This is a genomic window from Methylomonas sp. Uni0009 (genome assembly GCF_054188105.3).
In genome coordinates this window covers 3,488,087-3,505,777 of the sequence record NZ_JBTAFN010000001.1, presented here as the reverse complement: position 1 = coordinate 3,505,777, position 17,691 = coordinate 3,488,087, and the positions used below count along the sequence as shown (strand labels likewise).

Sequence of the window (17,691 nt, the reverse complement as noted above, 5' to 3'; positions counted from 1 at the left end):
CTCAAGCCGCCTTTTCTACCATGCGTCATAGTGGCGCTTTTTCGGGAAAATTGACACGCTTGACCGCTTCCCGATCCAATCGTATCGGCGTGTCGCGCAGATACAAATAGGTTCGGCCATCGTGCCGGTAGTGCTGATAAGTTTGCGCTAATCGAAACGGCGAATTCGGCTGTTTCAATGCCGAAAGCAACAAATCGGAGTGGGCAAAATGCGGTTCTATTAAAGGGCCTTCAGCAACTACCACAGCACTTGCCGAAACCTGATCCAGCAAATCCAACACGGCTTGCGGCGACTCCGTTTTTAGGGCGTAGCGTTTACCCATGAAGTCCGATTTTGCCAACAACTGCGAACTGCGCACCACGTAGCACTGCAAAAGCTTGTCCCGTAACGCCAGTTCGGCCGCGAACGCACCCTCGGTGCCCGCATGCCCGTCGACAATCGTCACCGTACCCGGCGCCTGGCTGATAATTTGTTCGGCTACCAAATCCATGCGCAAATCAAACCTTGGCGCGCGGTCGACAAGAAAAAACCAGCCGGGAGCACAAAACACAAAGATCAAGACTGTTGCCACCAGCCAAGGCCTAGCAAATGCCCACTGCCAACGCCGTACTGCGGCTGCGGCACCCATGCTGATAAAAATCGCCAAATAAGGCATGGCGGACGACATATACCGTTGATCCAAGTCTACCGGCACGATGGCATGAAAGATAATAGTGGCAAGCACCATGGCCAGACCGGTGCGCCCCGCTTCCCTTAAAGCCGGATCCGCCCTGCCGCTCACACTGACGACTACCCCGACTAGCGCCGCGATTGTCCCTATCGGCCCGATATTGGCGTATATGGCGGGAAGGAACGCCGATAAAGCCAAAACAAAGTAATCCATACCCCAAGCGTAATTGAAACCATCGCTGGATATTTTGTAGGTGACTACCGTCCATGCCCCCACGACAGCCAACGCCGCGAAACCCGATACGTATGTACGCCAATTCAGCAGTATCTGCCAACGTCCCGTCAGAGCAATATGGAAAAATGGGAATACGCCCAGTAACCAGCCGTTACCTTTTACCAGGATAGCGGCTGACGTTAAAGCCGCGTAGGTCAAACCTCTGCGTAAGGAGGGCTGTTGGGTGTAACCACTCCACTGCATGGCCGCCAACACGCACAAGCCAACCAAAGCCTGGTCCAACATTAATCGCAAGGTGTTATTAATGGTGACGGGCATGCAGACATAAGCAATCGCCGCCAAAAGCGCCCAAGGCATACCCATAACTTGCCTGGTAATACGTGCCACCAATAAAGCTGGTAGCGCCCCTACCAGCAAATTGACCAGCATGAACGGAAAGGTAGCATGCGGCAGGATGAAGAAGAATAATGACAGAAACGCATAGTACAGCGGCGGCCAATGCCCAATCGAAATCTTGGGGTAATGCACGTAAAAATCGGTGGCGTACTGCATGGGATTCTGCCCGAATGCTGTGGTGACATACGACCAGATCAGATACGCATTCAAAAAATGAGACCCCTCGTCGCTGCCGGTCAAGCCACTGTCCAAGCCGCGCAAAACTATCATTGCTGCCGCGAGAATCGCGGTGGCAATACCAAATACAGCCAAATCCGGATACCAAGAGCTTGCCCTAACAAAGCCCTCCAACGTTGTTCCGCTAGATAATTTCTGCCGCAAATCGCTGTTTGTATTACCGGCGGCGGCATCACTGAATACGAAATAACGATAGGCGTGAAAACTGAGAATGGTCTGACAAGCGGTTGCCAAGGTCACCGCCAACATCGGCCACAAGCCATAACGGACCAAAACCAAGTAAATCAGATAGTTGATTAAAGCCATGCTCAATGCCACCAGCATATAGCGCCCGCCTTCGCGGATAGAACGGGAATGTTCGACTTGGTAGGTAAAACACCGATTGGCCAACCACGTAAATAGCATTGCGGAAAAAATAGCCGGAATACGCGCCAGCCACGGCGCCAAATTAAGCTGTATCAGCAAAAAAGTCAGACCGGCATCGATACAAAAGCCGGCTCCGCCGACGAGCAGGAAGCGAATAAACATCGGGATTACAACCTATGCCTGACTTCTGCTGTTTGTCATATACCACATGCGCTTTTGTTCGAGGCGGCCGCGGGCGACGCTATCCAGAATCAAACCGCAAACAGTGAATATGCCAGCCAATAGCACTATGCCTGTTGCCAGAATAGCGGTGGGAAATCTCGGTACCAAGCCGGTATCTAAATATGTCAGCAATAGCGGCAGAGCCAGAATCAGCGCAATCATAATCAGGCCCATCGCAAGCACGCCAAAAAAACGCGCCGGACGAATTTCTTTGAACAATATCAGAAAGGTAAACAGTATTCTGAACGCATCCCGAACCGTACGCAGTTTGCTGGCGGAGCCCTCTAGGCGCGCGCCGTAATCGGTGGGCATTTCCGCGATGGGCATGCGCAATTGACTGGCATGAACGGACATTTCAGTTTCTATCTCGAAACCGCTGAATATCGCCGGAAAACTTTTTACGAAGCGCCGCGAAAAAACTCGATAGCCGGAAAAAATGTCCGTAAACAGCGGCCCGAAAAGACTGCGGTACATCGCATTAAACAGCCGATTGCCAAAACCATGGCCGGCCCTATGGGCATTTTCGAATACGTTACGCCGGGTACCTACAACCATATCCAAATGTTCGTCGACCAAACGCTGAATCATTTGCCCGGCTACTTTAGAATCGTAAGTGCCGTCGCCGTCGGCCATGATGTAGATATCGGCATCGACATCCGAAAACATGCGCCTGACGACGTTGCCTTTCCCCGGCCACGGTTCTGATCTCACCACAGCGCCGGCTAGAGTGGCCTCTGCAATTGTGTTATCGGAAGAACGATTGTCGTAAACGTAGACGGTAGCATCCGGAAGCTCTTTACGAAAATCGTCAACCACTCTTCTGATCGACAGCCCCTCGTTATAACAAGGCAAAAGTACGGCAATTTTGCCGATTTTGGAACCGTCCTGAGCATAACTATTCATCAACCATCCTTACTCGCTAAATATTGTTCTTGGGTATTTTCCGAGCTGTCAGAGCCGGACATTTTTGTTATTGCAACACCGCGGACGGGTGTCTTTGGTTTTTTAACGCGAATTCGAAACCCAACCTCAAGCGAGACATTTTAGGCCCCGACTTATCGAAAAAGAATATGGCGGCACGGCGATTTTAGCAAGGCAAAGCACTCACACAGAAATCCCGATTGAAAACAGCCAAAAACCGACCTACTTAGGCATTATTCAAAAAAATCACAGCCCAAGCACAACCGGCGACACTAAAGTTACTCAAAAATCTTGAATATCACTTCGGCGACCGACGCCACTAAGTCACCGTCGATACTTGCTTCGCCGTAGCTTTGTTGCGGGCGGGAATAGTCTTTCCTAAAGGCCTTTTTGAATTGCTCGGAACTGGCATTTTCTTGTTTGGCAGTGATTTTTTGCTGATTCAAAATCTGGCCGCCGGCTTTTTTCCATTCCAGCAGGTGACTGATCTGTCCACCGTCCAGCCAAATCCCATGGCTTCTGCATTGATCGATAATTACACCGCTGCGATAGCCGTAGATCACCCGATTCATTAACACCTGGCACACCGGGCATTTAAGGTATTTTACGGTGTCATTTTTCGGATAGCGGTCCTTATTAATATTGCTCAGTAGTTCCAGGTTGACGGTAACCACCGGCGCTACTGCGCTATCCAGCAAGGTTTCTATTTCATCGGGATCGAAAAATAAGCCATAGCAGTTGGCGCACCGCTCGATATGTAGGGAACCGGCGGCATCCAGACTAATGGTTTGCAGACTTTGCGCGCATTCCGGGCAAACTCGCTCGCTGGTGGCATCGATGACTTGATAGTCGTGCTTGCCTAGCAAATCGATGTCGTTGCGGACGCCGCAATAACTGCAATACTGTGTGTTGGCAGGCAAGGGTGCGGAACAACTCGTGCAGTTGGCCATGCTAAAACTTATCCAATATTTGTTGTTTCTTGGCGGCGTATTCGGTCTCGGTTATTAGCTGCGCTTCGAATAGCTGCTTCAATTCGGTCAACTTGGCGACGGTTTGATTGCTATCGGCAGCAACCTGATTAGTCGTCGCGCCCAGCGACTGGGCCATACCTTGCCCCAAGCCGATGCCCGCACCCATCCCCATCCCAAGCCCGGCACCGCCACCTTCGTTGCGAGCTGCGTCGCGTAGGGCATCCAGCTGTTGCACCTTGGCATAATCCAGACCCACCGCTTGCGCGGCTTGCGCTTCAGCGGTCAGATCGGCGATACGATTGATACGGCGCAAGGTGTCTTCGTCGAAATCGGTACCTTCGATGCGAAAATCGCTAATGCTAAAACCCAGCTTACGAAACACGATGGCCAGCTTAATGGCTATGCCCCGGGCTATTTCGTCTCGGTTGGCGTCGATGTCGGCGAAGCTATGCTGACATTCCGCCAGATAATCGGAAATCGGGTTGATGATTCGCGCGGAAAGAATGTTGCGGAAATCGTCTATGCGCATTTGGTTGTGACTGCCGACGATGTTGACGAAGAAATCGTTGGCATCGGCTATTTGGTAGCTGTAGTTACCGTAGGCTTTTAACGCGACCGGGAAATGATATTTCGGGTCCTGATATTTAATTGGCGAGGTAGTGCCCCACTTCTGATCGAGAATCTTGGTTTTACGGAAGAAATAAATCCCCACCTTATGTTCACTCTCGAAAAACTGCATGAATTTCTTGATCGTGGTCCAAAACGGCACGTTATCGGTTTCTAAATTGATCATGCATTGTTCTTCGATCACCGCTTTGACCTGGCCCTGATAGACAAAAATACAGCCCTGCCCCGGACCGACGATTAATTTGGAGGCATTTTTGATTTCGTCGCCGTTTTCAGTCCATTGTCCCAACAACAGATCGGGATCGGGGTTTTCCCATTCGATCACCGAACGTAGTTGCCGTTTGATACCGTCTATAAATGCCATTACTACCCTCGCTGGACTGGAGAAGAATCGATTAATTGCGTAACATCGCGGTTTAAGTATGGCAAAAAATGGGAGTTGCGGTGGCAATCAGAGTATATAAGGGCAAACAACCCAAGGTCGGCAAAAACGTGTACATCGACGAAGCCGCGGTCGTGATCGGCGATGTGAGAATAGGCGACGATGTATCGGTGTGGCCGACCACGGTGATACGCGGCGACGTCGAAGCTATTACCATAGGCGAAGGCACCAACGTTCAGGATGGCTCGGTGTTGCATGTTTCCCACGCCGGCGACTATTCGCCGCAAGGCCATCCGTTGACAATCGGTAAAGGCGTCACTATCGGTCATCGCGCCGTGGTGCATGCCTGTACGATAGGCGATTATTGTCTCATCGGCATAGGTGCAATTGTGATGGATGATGCCGAACTGGGAGATTATGTGATGCTGGGTGCCGGTGCTTTAGTGCCGCCCGGCAAGAAGCTGGAAGGCGGTTATTTATATGTCGGTACACCCGCCAAACAAATCCGGGCTTTGACCGATGACGAAAAAGCTTTTCTGGAATATTCAGCCAAACATTATGTGAAGTTGAAAAACGACTATTTAGCTGAATTAGAGTAAATTTCATACTCTCTAGGCTGTATCGGCGCTTTGCATCCCACAGCCTATCGTGTAAATAGCCGGCGTCATCTAAAACCGGCTAGACCCTTCAGGGAAGAGCTTAATGAATATGCACTTCCCGCGATTTGGATTTATCGCTTCTTGCCAGCGTGTAATCGTCCTGGTCGCCGAGCATGGGCGTACCGTCGCTATTCAGGTGTATCAACGTTCCTTCGTCTTTGATGCTGAATTTGCGATTCAGATCGCCTTTATTGGAGGTTAACGACAGTATGTGAGTTTTGTCATCCCAGTCGTACTTGCCTTTCTCGTAAAACTCTCTGGAAGAGGCTTTTGCGTATTGAGTGACCAATAAGTAATTGTTCTTTTGTTTCAAAGACAAGGTCATTTTGAAACCATCACAATCTTTTTCCTTGCAGGGCAAATAACCGTAAAACACGCCGCGAAATCCCTCGGTTTTGTCCGCGAGTTCCGCATGGGCGGAATGATCCATGTCTTTCTGATGAATCAATTCCCGCGCTTTAAGCGTTTTTTCCTGGAGTTGCTTATCGGATTCCGCCCAAACCGGGTTTAGCGCCGGAAGCAATGCACCTAAAAAAATCACCGTCACATATTTTTTAATTTTTCTAGTCAATGTTTGCATATGAGATTTTTCTATTTCTGTGAGTAAAGTAATTAGACAAGAACAGCATCGAAGACTACCAGGATAATCGCCAATTTCAACTTCGCGAATATTTTATCGCCGGTAGATGCTTCTTTTTTCCAGACTTTTCAAATAAAGCGCCGTCGGCTTTTTACGCCAAATCGCGCCTGATCAGATTGGGGAGAGCAGATAATAGTGCAAAATCCAAACACCACTTGCAGACAGTCTTTGCGAAAACAACGGCAAACGTATAATATTGATACGATATTTGTTTGACAAGCCCGCGCATTTCTTTTATTGTTTCGATTCGCTACCATGAAGCAGCTCAAAAAAGCCTGAATCAGGTGTTTTCAATCCGTAGCTGCTTACATGGAGGTGTAACGCAATTCCTGGCTGATGCATTCAATGCTTTCAGCGAAATATTCGATCTGGCTCGACGGCGCGAGCATGCTATAGGTATCGGAGAAATCGCTAAGGTTGACGTCAAATCAGTGCCGACCCTGTTAAAGGGCGAACAGGTTTTTCAATACAAATTCGGTTCGGCACTGGCCGATTTATTATTATAAGAGGTAAAACCATGACAGAAGTAAAACAAGAAAAAGATAACTTCGTGTTGTATTTGGTGCTGGCTACCGCAGTTGTTGTTGGCGCCATCCTGGCGGTAAAAATGAGCGAAAACGAAAAATTTGCCCCCATCAAGGATCAAATTGCCGAAGAGAATCGCTTAATGAACATCCGAGTCATCGGCAACCGCGAGGATTAATATGATGAAAACCACTTTTATCGGCACCCTGTTAGCCTCTTTATTGTTAGCTAGCCCCGTCCAGGCTACCGAATATATTTATCGAGACATCATGGCGAACACTCTGGCCCCCGAGCACTGCCAAGTTGAGAGCAAGGCCAAGGAAAATGCTGCCAAAAACTACAATATCGACAGGTTCAGCAAGAAATTCTGCCAGTCCCAAGGTTACGGCTGGCATGTCGACGAGGTAAAAAGCACTGGTAACACAGTTTGCGACACCTGCAGCAACCCACAGGAAGCAAAATGCCGTCAGGAAGATGTCGTAGTGAGTTGCAAACGAATTAAACCGGGTACGGTAGGTATGTTGCCCGGCAAAGGATAAGCTAAAGTCCAACCCAAGGGATAGGTAATCCCGGCTTTTCCACACCTGAAGCCGCCGGAAAACGAAGTTGACCGGCGGCCCAGCCAGCCTGAATCAGGGCTGCAACCATTCGATAATATGATCTTCCAGATCGGTAACCTGCGACTCTTTAACCGCATAACTGCCGATAGACACCCCCGCCTCTTTCACCGACTCGCGAGTCCCGGTGATCAAGGGATGCCAGCTAGGCAACGCTTCACCGTCTGTTAACAAGCGGTATGCACAGGTTGACGGCAACCAGTTGTATTCGGCAAAGTCATGTTGCTTCAAGTCGATGCATTCCGGCACCAGCGTGCAACGCTCGCTATAACGAGTGCAACGACAGGTTTCTAAATCGATCAAATCGCACGCCACGCTGGTAAACGCAATTTCGCCGGTGTCTTCGTCTTCCAGCTTGTTCAAACAACACTTGCCGCAGTTATCGCACAGCGACTCCCACTCTTCCGTGCTCATTTGCGCCAGGGTCTTGGTTTCCCAAAAATTCATAGGCTTATTGCGGTTTTAGTTGCCGTAACTGATAGTGCAACACCGCCCAGGAACCAAGTACCGCCAGCATGGACGAAATCATCAATAGCAAAATAAACTCCGAGAAACTCAAAAACAGTAAGTCGAATGAACTGTTATACAAGGTCGATAGTTTCTCCACCGGCGTTTCCAGGATCAACAGCATGATAGTCATGATCAACCAACCGAGAAAACCCGAGATAAAACCCAGCCAGAAACCGGTGTACAAAAACGGCCGTTGAATAAAAGCATGGGTAGCGCCGACCAGTTTAGAAATAAACACTTCGTCCTGGCGATTCTGCAACTCCAGACGAATGGTATTGCCGGTAATGAACGTTACCGCAAAACCGAGTAACAGACTGACCAACATCACACCACGGCTGGCAATCAGCATGATGGTTTGCAAGCGCGCCACCCATTGCATATCCACCTGCACGAAATCGACTTGCGGGAATTGTTTAAAATCGGACATCAGTTTCTCGATGTCTTCGTTGCTTTCCAGCGCATTTTTCGGCACTACTTGAATCACGCTCGGCAAGGGATTGCGTTCCAGCGCATTCAACGCATCGCTGAAGCCGCTATTGGCTTTGAACTCCTCCAGCGCCTGTTTCTTGCTGATAAATTTAACTTCCATGACGCTACCGTTTTGCTGGATTTGCTCGGCGAGCTTCTGGCCGGCCGCGTCGGTAATGTTGTCGTGTAAAAACAAGGACATCTGATTGCTGGACTCCAGATTGCCGGTCAATTGCTGGATATTGGCGACCACGATATAAAAACTGCTGGCCAAGGAAATGGCGATAGCCAACACCAAGATAGTCATGGTAGACGTAAAAGGCGTCCGGCTCAGCCGGCCTAGACTGGAGAACAGCCCATGGGCATGGTTGAGCATATAGGCATGGAATAATTCCACCAGCCTGCTACCGGTTTGTCTGCGGTGATTGCGTTTCATCGTCAACTCGCTATCAAATGGCCTTTATCGAGCGTCAATACTCTATGGCCGAGATGATTAATCAACTCTATATCGTGGCTGGCTATCAACACCGTCACCCCGACTTGTTTGAATTGCTCGAACATGAACATCACTTCGGCAGACAGATCCGGGTCCAAGTTGCCCGTCGGCTCGTCGGCCAGAATTAATTTAGGTTTATTGACAATGGCTCGGGCGATACCTACGCGCTGTTGCTCCCCACCGGACAGGGCCAAGGGATGTTTCCTTTCCTTGCCTAACAGACCCACTTTATCCAAGGATGCCCGCACCCGCCGCGCCACTTCCTGATGGTTATAACCCGAGACCACCAATGGCAGGGCCACGTTATCGAATACCGTTCTATCGTTCAGCAGTTTGTAATCCTGAAAAATCAGGCCCAGATTACGACGCATGTAGGGGATCTTCCGTTCGCCGATGCGCGTAATATCCTGGCCATCCAGCAACACGCTGCCGCGCGTGCATTGCTCCATCATCGCGATTAACTTCAGCAAGGTACTTTTACCGGCACCGGAACGGCCGGTTAAAAATGCCATTTCGCCGCGTTGCAAATGAAAGCTGACATCGGTCAAGGCTTCGCCGGCATCGGGATAACGTTTGCTTACGTGTTCGAATCTCAACATGGTATCTGGCTACTGCGCATCACTCTTGAACAAACAGGGCATCGACGAAAGTTTGCGCATTGAAATCCTGCAAATCGTCAATTTGCTCGCCCACACCGATAAAACGAATCGGAATATGCAGTTGATTAGCCAGCGCGAATATAATGCCACCCTTGGCGGTGCCGTCCAGCTTGGTCAAGGCAATGCCGGTCAGCTCTACCGCTTCGTTGAATAGTTTAGCTTGCGACAAGGCATTTTGCCCGGTGCCCGCATCCAGTATCAGCAATACCTCGTGCGGGGCTGACTCGTCCAGTTTGCCCATGATCCGTTTGATTTTTTTCAATTCGTCCATCAAGTTGGACTTGGTATGCAAACGTCCGGCGGTATCGGCGATCAATACATCAACGCCTTTGGCTTTGGCTGACTGTAAGGCATCGAAAATCACCGATGCGGAATCGGCGCCGGTATGCTGCGCCACGACTTGAATATCGTTGCGCTCGCCCCAGGTTTGCAATTGCTCGACTGCGGCGGCCCTGAAAGTATCGCCCGCCGCCAACATGACGCTATGGCCTTGTTGCTGCAAGCGTTTGGCCAGTTTACCGATCGAAGTTGTCTTGCCGGCACCGTTAACACCCACCACCAAAATTACGAACGGCCCATCTTGTTTGGGAATTTGCAACGGCAGGCTGCAAGGTTCCAGCATCGCTAACAAATTTTGCTTCAAAGTTTGGCTCAATAATTGGCCGTCACTGAGTTGATCGCGCTCCAAACTATCGGTCAGCTGTTTAATCAATTGCGTGGTGGTTTCGATGCCCAAGTCGGCCATCAATAATTGGGCTTCAATGTCGGCCAATAACTCCTTGGTCAGCGCCTTTTGCCCGAATGCCAAGCTGCTCAGTACCCCGCCCAGGCCGGTTCTGGTTTTTTTCAGCTGAGTGGTTAAACGCAAATATAAAGAATCTTCGCTGATTATCTGCGGTTCTTCCGCCGGGGCCGGTTCAGCCGGAACATGCTCCATGGCTTCGAAGGCTACACTTTCGTCCTCTGTTCCCGTGCTATAACGGCTGTAAAACAAAATCCCCAGCAAGGGCAACATCAGCAACGCAGCGACCGCATTATGCGCAACGGCCAACGCCAGAGGCAGCTGGTACTTGACGCTAAAAATCCCTAGTGCGATCTGCAGTAATAACAGTATACTGAGGATATTTCCCGCCAACCGCACCGGTTTTGGATGGCGTTCCGAAGTTGCGGACAACATCAAAGCGCTGAGCACCAGGAAAGTGAAAGCAGCCAAAACGCGATGCAATGCCTGTATCGCCATTTTCGCATCGGCGGAAAGACCGCTGTCCCTGAACAGATCCAAAATACTCAGATAATCGCCGCCCGGTAACCATTCGCCGTTACAACGCGGAAAATCGCTACACGCTAGGCCGGCATAGTTGCTACTGACCCAGCCGCCCAGCACAATCTGCGCGAGCAAGACCAGTATCGCCAAACCGGTAAATAGGATGGGGCCGGAACGAACCGGCCTTGCTTCGGCAGCCGGATTAAGCCGCAAATAGCTCCAACCTAAAGTCCAAAACGTAAAAAAACCCAACAACAGATGCGCTGTTACGACGCCGGGTCGCGTGCCGGATGTCACCGTCCACATGCCCAAACCGGCTTGCCCGGCTATCAACAGCAATACCAGAGTGGTCAGCATGACTGCAGGCGAACGCGGTTTTTCCCCCCACGCCAATCCAAACCAAACCAACGCTAATAGCGCCAAGCCGCCAGCCAAGTAGCGATGAGCCATTTCTTTCCAAGCTTTTGCGGTATCCAAGGCATACTGCGGAAATCCAGCAGCCGCATCGGCTTTAAATTCCGCGCTGTCACTGACGAAAGCCTTGCCGTAACAACCAGGCCAGTCCGGGCAACCCAAGCCGGCGTGGGTTAAGCGCACATACGCGCCGACGATGATGACTAGCAGCGCCAACAACGCGCAGCACAGGGTTAATTTTCTGAACATATTTCTAACCGATTTGTGAAATTCTGAGTAACTTGCTTAAGTCGCTTTTGACTTGGTAAGGATCGTAGCCCGGAGCGTATTGCATCATCAGATTTCCTAGTGGGTCCATAATGATCAGCATGCCTTCCGGCAAGGGCTGCGCGTTTAATTGGGTTAACTTTTCCTTTAAGGAGACGGCTGGCAAGGCTTTTAATAAGCGACCGTCATCGCGCCATTCCGCCGGCAGCTGATAAGTTTTTTCAAACAACACCGCCAAGCGGCGAATCCGGGCAATATCCTTACCCATCATCAATGTCAGTTGATGGGTTTTATACAAGGCATCGCGACAGGTTTCCCCGCAGTCCCTCGGCACAGGGTTGACCAGCACCCAATGGCCTTTCAACTCCTGCATATTTTGCGCAGAAAATGTGTCGTAACCGGAAAAGTCATCGGCCGAGGTTACTTGCGGTGGAGTGATCAGCACGCCATTGTTGGTGCCTAGCCTAACGATATCCGGATTTTTCGCCAAAAACCACGCAAACCCAAAGGGCACGATGGACATGGCGAATATCACTACGATGGTGATGCGGTTTTTTTTATATTGATTATCCACGGTGTATTTTTCGACTACTAATCCAAATAAATAGGGCTGTTAAGGTCAGCGCTAAACCGAACCATTGTACTGCATAGGCCCTATGTTTTTCAGGTGGGATTGCCACAGCAATCTTCCATTGCCGTTGATAGCCATCGGGCTGCGCCGAGTCGAGTTCGATCTGATAATCGGCCAACGCATATCCCAACCTATCCGCCAAGAGTTGGCTATCTATTACTTGTACTCTGACCGGCCAAGTTTCCCCCGGAATTTCCGCGCCTTTTAATTTCAGACCTGGCTCAGGAAAACGGTTAATTCTGCCACGTACTTGCTGCGTCACAGTGCTGATACCAATGTCCGGCAAAACTTCGCGGGAAGCGCCTAACGGAATCCAACCACGGTTAACCAATATGCCAGGCTGACCGCTATCGGGCAAAAACGGCGTTAAAACCAGATAGCCGGGTTTGCCGTTTAGCGTTTGGTTATCGATCAAAACCTGATGGTTAATATCGTAGTGCCCTGTCACTAAAACCGGTCGATAGCGCAAAACATCCTTATCTATTCCGGTTTGAGGCGTTAAATCCAAGGCTTCCGCGTTGACAGCATCTTGCTGTTGCGCCAGTAAAACCGCCTTCTGTTCGCCGCGTCCCAATTGCCAAACCCCCAAACCGCACAACAAACCGAATAACAGCAGGTATCCGCTTAATGCGAGTAATGAACAACGGAATTCGATACCCCGCATACTAAATTTGATCATCGGGACTGCTCCTGTGTGGATATGTGCTATTGGCAAGCGTACCTGAATCGCCGAGAATGCAGGTTTTTATTTATTATTGCCGCCATGCTCATCAAAACGCTCACTATCGTCGCATTCCTGGCCATCGTCATCAGCCTCGGGTCCGCGCTGTTTCATATTGTCAAACACAAGGAAGACAGCGACTCGGCGAAGACCGCCAAGGCATTAACCATGCGTATCGGTCTCTCGCTGGCTTTGTTCGTCCTGCTGTTCATCGCCTACGCCACAGGCATGGTTCAACCCCACGGCATCGGTGCCCGCATGCATGCCAACCAAAATCCAGCAACTGCAACGTCAAACCCTTAAAAATCGACAAAAAAAAAGCGCGATCCGCAAAGACCGCGCTTTTTCCGGTTTGATTAACAGCTGTTACATCATGTAAACAAACACGAACAGACCCAACCAGACCACGTCGACAAAATGCCAGTACCAAGCGGCTGCTTCGAAGGCAAAGTGGTTTTCCGGCGTGAAATGACCTTTCCAGCTTCTGAACAACACGACCGATAAAATAATTGCACCGACGCAAACGTGGAAACCGTGAAAACCGGTCAACATAAAAAAGGTTGAACCGTAGATGCCGGAACCCAGAGTCAAACCCATTTCATGGTAGGCTTCGTAATACTCAGTTGCTTGAAATCCCACGAACAAAAAGCCCAAACCAACAGTAGCGATCAAACCTTTGATCAGTTGATCGCGATTTTTTGCTAACAAACCGTGATGCGCCCAAGTACAAGTTACACCGCTGGACAACAGCAACAAGGTATTCAGAAACGGCAAACCAAACGCACCCATCGGTTCGAAATCACCACCTACTTTACCGGGACCGTTGGTAGGCCAAACTGATTGAAAAGCCGGCCACAAAGTATCGTGTGTCGAACGGCCCGGCCCGCTTGGAAAGCCGGTTTCACCCAGCCAAGACACGGACAAATTACGTGTGTACCAAAGTGCACCGAAGAAAACGGCGAAGAACATGACTTCGGAAAAAATGAACCACATCATGCCCATACGATAAGAAATACCGACACCGTGGTTGTACATACCGGATTCGCTCTCGGTGGATTGCAAGGCAAACCACAACCCCAGCATCACCAAAAAAATTACGAAACCGGTCAACATCATGCCGGAACCAATCGACGAACCGTTCAGATGATTAGCAAACCCCGCCAGCGTCATCATCAAACCGCCGGTAGCCAAAACTGGCCATACGGCTTTATGCGGTATGTAATAACTATCGTGTGTAGACATATCCTTCCCCTCTATTTTTTACTGATGTTAGTGTTATCAAAAAAAGTGTATGCAAGCGTGACGGTCTTATAGCGTTCGGGTAACGCCGGCTCCACAACGAAACGAACCGGCATGGTTTTTTCTTCGTTTGCTGCAAAAGTTTGTTCAGAAAAGCAAAAGCACTGAGTCTTTTTAAAAAACTCTGCCGCCAAGCCGGGAGTAATACTAGGTATCGCTTGGGCAATCATCGGCTTGTTAGTGGTATTTTTGGCATAAAAATTAACGGTGTAGTATTCACCGGGATGCACTTTCATGCTTTTCACTTCTGAACGGAACAACATCGGAGTGGACTCGTTTAAGGACGTGAGAAATTCGACAGTCACCTCCCTATTTTTATCCACCTGATACGCCGCCTCCTGAACCGCTTGACCTTCAACTTTACCGTTCAAACCGGTTAAATCGCAAAGCACATCGTAAAGTGGCACCAGAGCATAACCAAAACCAAACATGGCAATTGCGACAAGCGCCAGCTTACGGACCAACTTGATATTTTTTTGCCCAATATCGTCGCTCATTGCGAGATAGCCTTAATAACCGCAAATACGTATATCGTAAAGGCCACCGCAAACAACACCAAAGCGGTCAAAATGTTTTTCTTTTTTGTATCCATTTCATTACCCAATAAGCCATGTCAAATGACATGGCTTATTTCAGTCACTCATTTCAAGCCTTAAAAATGCTCGGTAGGGATTCTCGCCGGCGGTGTGCTGAAGGTGTGATAAGGCGCAGGCGAAGGCACGGTCCATTCCAGACTGTGTTTGCTGGCATCTTCCCAAACCTCGTCACTCACTTTTTCGCCGGTTCCACCGCGGATGGTGTCGATGACGATGTAAACAAACAACAGCTGGCTAAAACCGTAGATGAAAGCACCAATACTGGACACCATATTCCAATCGGCGAATTGAATCGCATAATCGGGGATACGACGCGGCATACCAGCCAAACCCAGGAAATGTTGCGGGAAGAACAAGATGTTTACCGATACCGCTGACAACCAAAAATGCAGCTTGCCGATCTTCTCGTTGTACATATTGCCGGTCCATTTAGGTAACCAGAAATAACCGGCAGCCATCAGAATGAAAATAGACGCAGGCACCAAGGTGTAGTGGAAGTGGGCAACGATGAAATAGGTATCGTGGTATTGAAAATCTACCGGCGCTACCGACATCATCAAACCGGTGAAACCACCCATCGTGAACAGCACCACAAACGCAATCGAAAACAGCATCGGTGTTTCGAAGGTCATAGAGCCCTTCCACATCGTAGCGGTCCAGTTGAACACTTTTACGCCGGTCGGAATCGCAATCAGCATGGTGGCGTACATAAAGTACAACTCACCGGCGACTGGCATACCGACGGTAAACATGTGGTGAGCCCAAACGATGAAAGACAAGAAGGCAATCGCACCAGTCGCATACACCATAGAGGCATATCCAAACAGCGGCTTACGGGCAAATACCGGAATGATGGTCGACGCCACACCGAAGGTCGGCAGAATCATGACATACACTTCAGGGTGTCCGAAGAACCAGAATATGTGTTGGTACAACACTGGGTCACCACCGCCGGCTGCATCGAAGAAGCTGGTGTCGAAGAATTTGTCGGTCAACAGCATAGTTACCGCACCGGCAAACACCGGCATGATAGCGATCAACAAAAACGCAGTGATCAACCAAGTCCAGACGAACAATGGCATTTTCATCAAGGTCATGCCAGGCGCGCGCATATTAAAAATGGTGGCGATCACATTGATAGCACCCATGATGGATGAGATACCCAACAAATGCACAGAGAAAATAGCGAACGGGAAGGATTTACCGTTTTGGAAAACCAAGGGCGGATAAAAAGTCCAACCACCCGATGGCGCGCCACCTTCCATGAACAAAGTGCTGGCCAACAACAATACGCCTGCCACCAACATCCAGAAGCTCATGTTGTTCATCCGTGGCAAGGCCATATCCGGCGCACCGATCATCATCGGAATCATCCAGTTGGCCAAGCCAACGAACGCCGGCATGACGGCGCCGAACACCATCACCAAAGCATGCATGGTGGTCATGGAGTTAAAGAAGTTTGGATCGACAAATTGCAGGCCTGGCTCGAATAATTCAGAGCGTATCACCAATGCCATGGCACCACCGACAAAAAACATTGCCAGGCCAAATACCAGATACAAGGTGCCTATATCTTTGTGGTTGGTGGTAAATATCCACCGTAAAACGCCCTTCTCAGGGCCGTGATCGTGGTGATCGTGATGATCATCATGTTCAGCTACGACAGCAGTCATACTTTATACCTCAGCAAAAATTAGAAAATGAGTTCATTGCGAAAATCAGTGAATTACTCATCATCGTCCCATTTAGGTGTGATTTTATTAGGCTGAATCTCATCACCCACGTTGTTACCCAATGCCGGCGCGTTTCTGATGTAAGTGATCAGTTCGGCCAATTCGTCATCCGGCAATTTTTTGAAGGCCGGCATTTTGCTCGTACCTGCCTGAATAAAACCAATCAGCTGATCCATATTGCCGGTGACTTTCGCGCTGCCTCGCAAAGCGGGGAACCAACCGGAGATGCCGTTACCATCGATCTGGTGGCAAGCCACGCAGTTTTTCAGATAAACAGATTCACCTTTTGCCATCAGCGTGTTACGGGTTTGGTCGCTCAAATCAGGTGCTTGGTTCTGTTTCTCCAGAGTCGCTTTCACCCAGGCGTCGTATTGATCCTGTTCCATCGCCACCACCACCACAGGCATGAAGCCATGGTCTCGACCGCATAGCTCGGTACATTGGCCGCGGTAAGTGCCTGGTTTATCAACTGAAGTCCAGGCTTCGTTGATAAAACCGGGGTTGGCGTCTTTTTTCCAGCCCAGATCAGGCACCCACCAGGAGTGAATCACGTCGCCAGCAGTAAACAGAAAGCGGATTTTCTTACCGACCGGCACCACCAGCGGCTTGTCCACGTTCAACAAGTAATTGGGCACGTTACGCGGGTCCATGGAACTGACCCTATGAGTTTTTTCGCTGGCCTCGTCTAAATGGCTTTCGAAATGCACGCCGCTATCCAGGTATTCATACTCCCAATACCATTGTTTACCGGTGACTTTAATGCTCATCTCTGAGTCCTGCACCTTGTCCAAATCGATTACGGCTTTGGTGGCAGGAATCGCCATACCCACCAGAATCAGGGTGGGAATGATGGTCCAGATGATCTCAACAGTCGTATTCTCATGAAACTGCTCGGCTTTATGGCCCTTTGATTTACGATGATGATAAATCGAGTAAAACATAGTGCCGAACACCGCGATCCCAATAAACACGCAGATCCACAGAATCAGCATGTGCAAATCGTAGAGCTCGTTACTGAGTTGCGTCACGCCCTTCATCAGGTTGAGTGTATAGTCCGCATGTGCAGTCCCCAAGCCTAAAGCCATCAGGACTAAACAAGCGAGCAGTTGCTTTGTTTTCTTCACGGAGCAGCCTCCCCATTGGTAGTTATAAACTTGTATGCGTTA

The 17,691-nt window shown here is 49.7% G+C and carries 20 protein-coding genes; 5 read left to right on the top strand and 15 right to left on the bottom strand.

What is annotated here, in order from left to right; genetic code table 11:
• Window positions 1–25: 25 nt before the first annotated feature.
• The 4 genes from ACWAU0_RS16305 to ACWAU0_RS16290 all read right to left on the bottom strand — a co-directional run bounded on the left by ACWAU0_RS16305 (window position 26) and on the right by ACWAU0_RS16290 (window position 5,008).
• Window positions 26–2,065: a GtrA family protein gene (locus ACWAU0_RS16305; protein WP_445368934.1), complete on the bottom strand. Its 2,040-nt coding sequence runs from the start codon at window positions 2,063–2,065 to the stop codon at window positions 26–28.
• Window positions 2,066–2,077: 12 nt separating this feature from the next.
• A complete protein-coding gene (locus ACWAU0_RS16300; protein WP_458137279.1) occupies window positions 2,078–3,028 on the bottom strand; it encodes a glycosyltransferase in 951 nt (316 codons plus the stop codon).
• A gap of 296 nt (window positions 3,029–3,324) precedes the next feature.
• Window positions 3,325–3,996, bottom strand: a complete 672-nt coding sequence (locus ACWAU0_RS16295; protein ID WP_458137278.1) for a zf-TFIIB domain-containing protein — start codon at window positions 3,994–3,996, stop codon at window positions 3,325–3,327.
• A 1-nt stretch (window position 3,997) separates the two neighbouring features.
• Window positions 3,998–5,008, bottom strand: coding sequence for an SPFH domain-containing protein (locus ACWAU0_RS16290; protein ID WP_458137277.1), 1,011 nt, complete (start codon window positions 5,006–5,008; stop codon window positions 3,998–4,000).
• 80 nt (window positions 5,009–5,088) lie between these two features.
• Here ACWAU0_RS16290 and ACWAU0_RS16285 point away from each other — a divergent pair, with 80 nt between their 5' ends.
• The gene (locus tag ACWAU0_RS16285) at window positions 5,089–5,625 is read left to right on the top strand and encodes a gamma carbonic anhydrase family protein (protein WP_458137276.1); all 537 of its coding nucleotides are present in this window, start codon (window positions 5,089–5,091) and stop codon (window positions 5,623–5,625) included.
• 100 nt (window positions 5,626–5,725) lie between these two features.
• Here the strand turns inward: ACWAU0_RS16285 and ACWAU0_RS16280 are convergent, their stop codons facing one another.
• Complete coding sequence (locus ACWAU0_RS16280; RefSeq protein WP_458137275.1) at window positions 5,726–6,265, bottom strand: copper resistance protein NlpE; 540 nt, start codon at window positions 6,263–6,265, stop codon at window positions 5,726–5,728.
• 272 nt (window positions 6,266–6,537) lie between these two features.
• Between ACWAU0_RS16280 and ACWAU0_RS16275 the strand changes: the two genes are divergently transcribed.
• The 3 genes from ACWAU0_RS16275 to ACWAU0_RS16265 are packed head-to-tail and all read left to right on the top strand — an operon-like array spanning window position 6,538 to window position 7,389.
• A complete protein-coding gene (locus tag ACWAU0_RS16275; protein WP_458137274.1) occupies window positions 6,538–6,831 on the top strand; it encodes a hypothetical protein in 294 nt (97 codons plus the stop codon).
• Between the two features lie 11 nt (window positions 6,832–6,842).
• A complete protein-coding gene (locus tag ACWAU0_RS16270; protein ID WP_033156565.1) occupies window positions 6,843–7,028 on the top strand; it encodes a hypothetical protein in 186 nt (61 codons plus the stop codon).
• 1 nt (window position 7,029) lies between these two features.
• Window positions 7,030–7,389, top strand: coding sequence for a hypothetical protein (locus ACWAU0_RS16265; RefSeq protein ID WP_084153277.1), 360 nt, complete (start codon window positions 7,030–7,032; stop codon window positions 7,387–7,389).
• Window positions 7,390–7,482: 93 nt separating this feature from the next.
• Here the strand turns inward: ACWAU0_RS16265 and ACWAU0_RS16260 are convergent, their stop codons facing one another.
• From ACWAU0_RS16260 to ACWAU0_RS16235, 6 genes are read right to left on the bottom strand one after another with little or no spacing between them, the layout of a single operon-like run.
• Window positions 7,483–7,914, bottom strand: coding sequence for a YcgN family cysteine cluster protein (locus tag ACWAU0_RS16260; RefSeq protein WP_458137273.1), 432 nt, complete (start codon window positions 7,912–7,914; stop codon window positions 7,483–7,485).
• Between the two features lie 4 nt (window positions 7,915–7,918).
• Window positions 7,919–8,881 carry a permease-like cell division protein FtsX gene (gene ftsX, locus ACWAU0_RS16255; protein WP_445368927.1) on the bottom strand — a complete coding sequence of 321 codons (963 nt, stop codon included), beginning with the start codon at window positions 8,879–8,881 and terminating at the stop codon, window positions 7,919–7,921.
• Window positions 8,882–8,883: 2 nt separating this feature from the next.
• Window positions 8,884–9,540, bottom strand: coding sequence for a cell division ATP-binding protein FtsE (gene ftsE, locus ACWAU0_RS16250; protein ID WP_445368926.1), 657 nt, complete (start codon window positions 9,538–9,540; stop codon window positions 8,884–8,886).
• A gap of 19 nt (window positions 9,541–9,559) precedes the next feature.
• On the bottom strand, window positions 9,560–11,527 hold the full coding sequence (ftsY, locus tag ACWAU0_RS16245; RefSeq protein WP_458137272.1) for a signal recognition particle-docking protein FtsY: 1,968 nt from the start codon (window positions 11,525–11,527) through the stop codon (window positions 9,560–9,562).
• Between the two features lie 4 nt (window positions 11,528–11,531).
• Window positions 11,532–12,119, bottom strand: coding sequence for a redox-active disulfide-containing membrane protein (locus ACWAU0_RS16240; protein WP_458137271.1), 588 nt, complete (start codon window positions 12,117–12,119; stop codon window positions 11,532–11,534).
• A complete protein-coding gene (locus tag ACWAU0_RS16235; protein WP_458137270.1) occupies window positions 12,112–12,855 on the bottom strand; it encodes an SURF1 family protein in 744 nt (247 codons plus the stop codon). Before ACWAU0_RS16235 ends, ACWAU0_RS16240 begins: the two co-directional genes overlap by 8 nt.
• 84 nt (window positions 12,856–12,939) lie before the next feature.
• On the opposite strand from ACWAU0_RS16235, the gene ACWAU0_RS16230 reads away from it, so the two are divergent.
• The gene (locus ACWAU0_RS16230) at window positions 12,940–13,200 is read left to right on the top strand and encodes a twin transmembrane helix small protein (RefSeq protein ID WP_033156739.1); all 261 of its coding nucleotides are present in this window, start codon (window positions 12,940–12,942) and stop codon (window positions 13,198–13,200) included.
• A 63-nt stretch (window positions 13,201–13,263) separates the two neighbouring features.
• Here ACWAU0_RS16230 and ACWAU0_RS16225 read toward each other — a convergent pair whose 3' ends face one another.
• From ACWAU0_RS16225 to coxB, 4 genes are all read right to left on the bottom strand, one after another.
• Entirely contained in the window at window positions 13,264–14,139 is an 876-nt protein-coding gene (locus tag ACWAU0_RS16225) for a cytochrome c oxidase subunit 3 (RefSeq protein ID WP_319962453.1), read from the bottom strand.
• 11 nt (window positions 14,140–14,150) lie between these two features.
• On the bottom strand, window positions 14,151–14,693 hold the full coding sequence (locus ACWAU0_RS16220) for a cytochrome c oxidase assembly protein (protein WP_205450427.1): 543 nt from the start codon (window positions 14,691–14,693) through the stop codon (window positions 14,151–14,153).
• Window positions 14,694–14,848: 155 nt separating this feature from the next.
• Window positions 14,849–16,465, bottom strand: coding sequence for a cytochrome c oxidase subunit I (gene ctaD, locus ACWAU0_RS16215; RefSeq protein WP_033156574.1), 1,617 nt, complete (start codon window positions 16,463–16,465; stop codon window positions 14,849–14,851).
• Window positions 16,466–16,518: 53 nt separating this feature from the next.
• On the bottom strand, window positions 16,519–17,649 hold the full coding sequence (gene coxB, locus ACWAU0_RS16210; protein WP_033156575.1) for a cytochrome c oxidase subunit II: 1,131 nt from the start codon (window positions 17,647–17,649) through the stop codon (window positions 16,519–16,521).
• Between the last annotated feature and the right edge of the window lie 42 nt (window positions 17,650–17,691).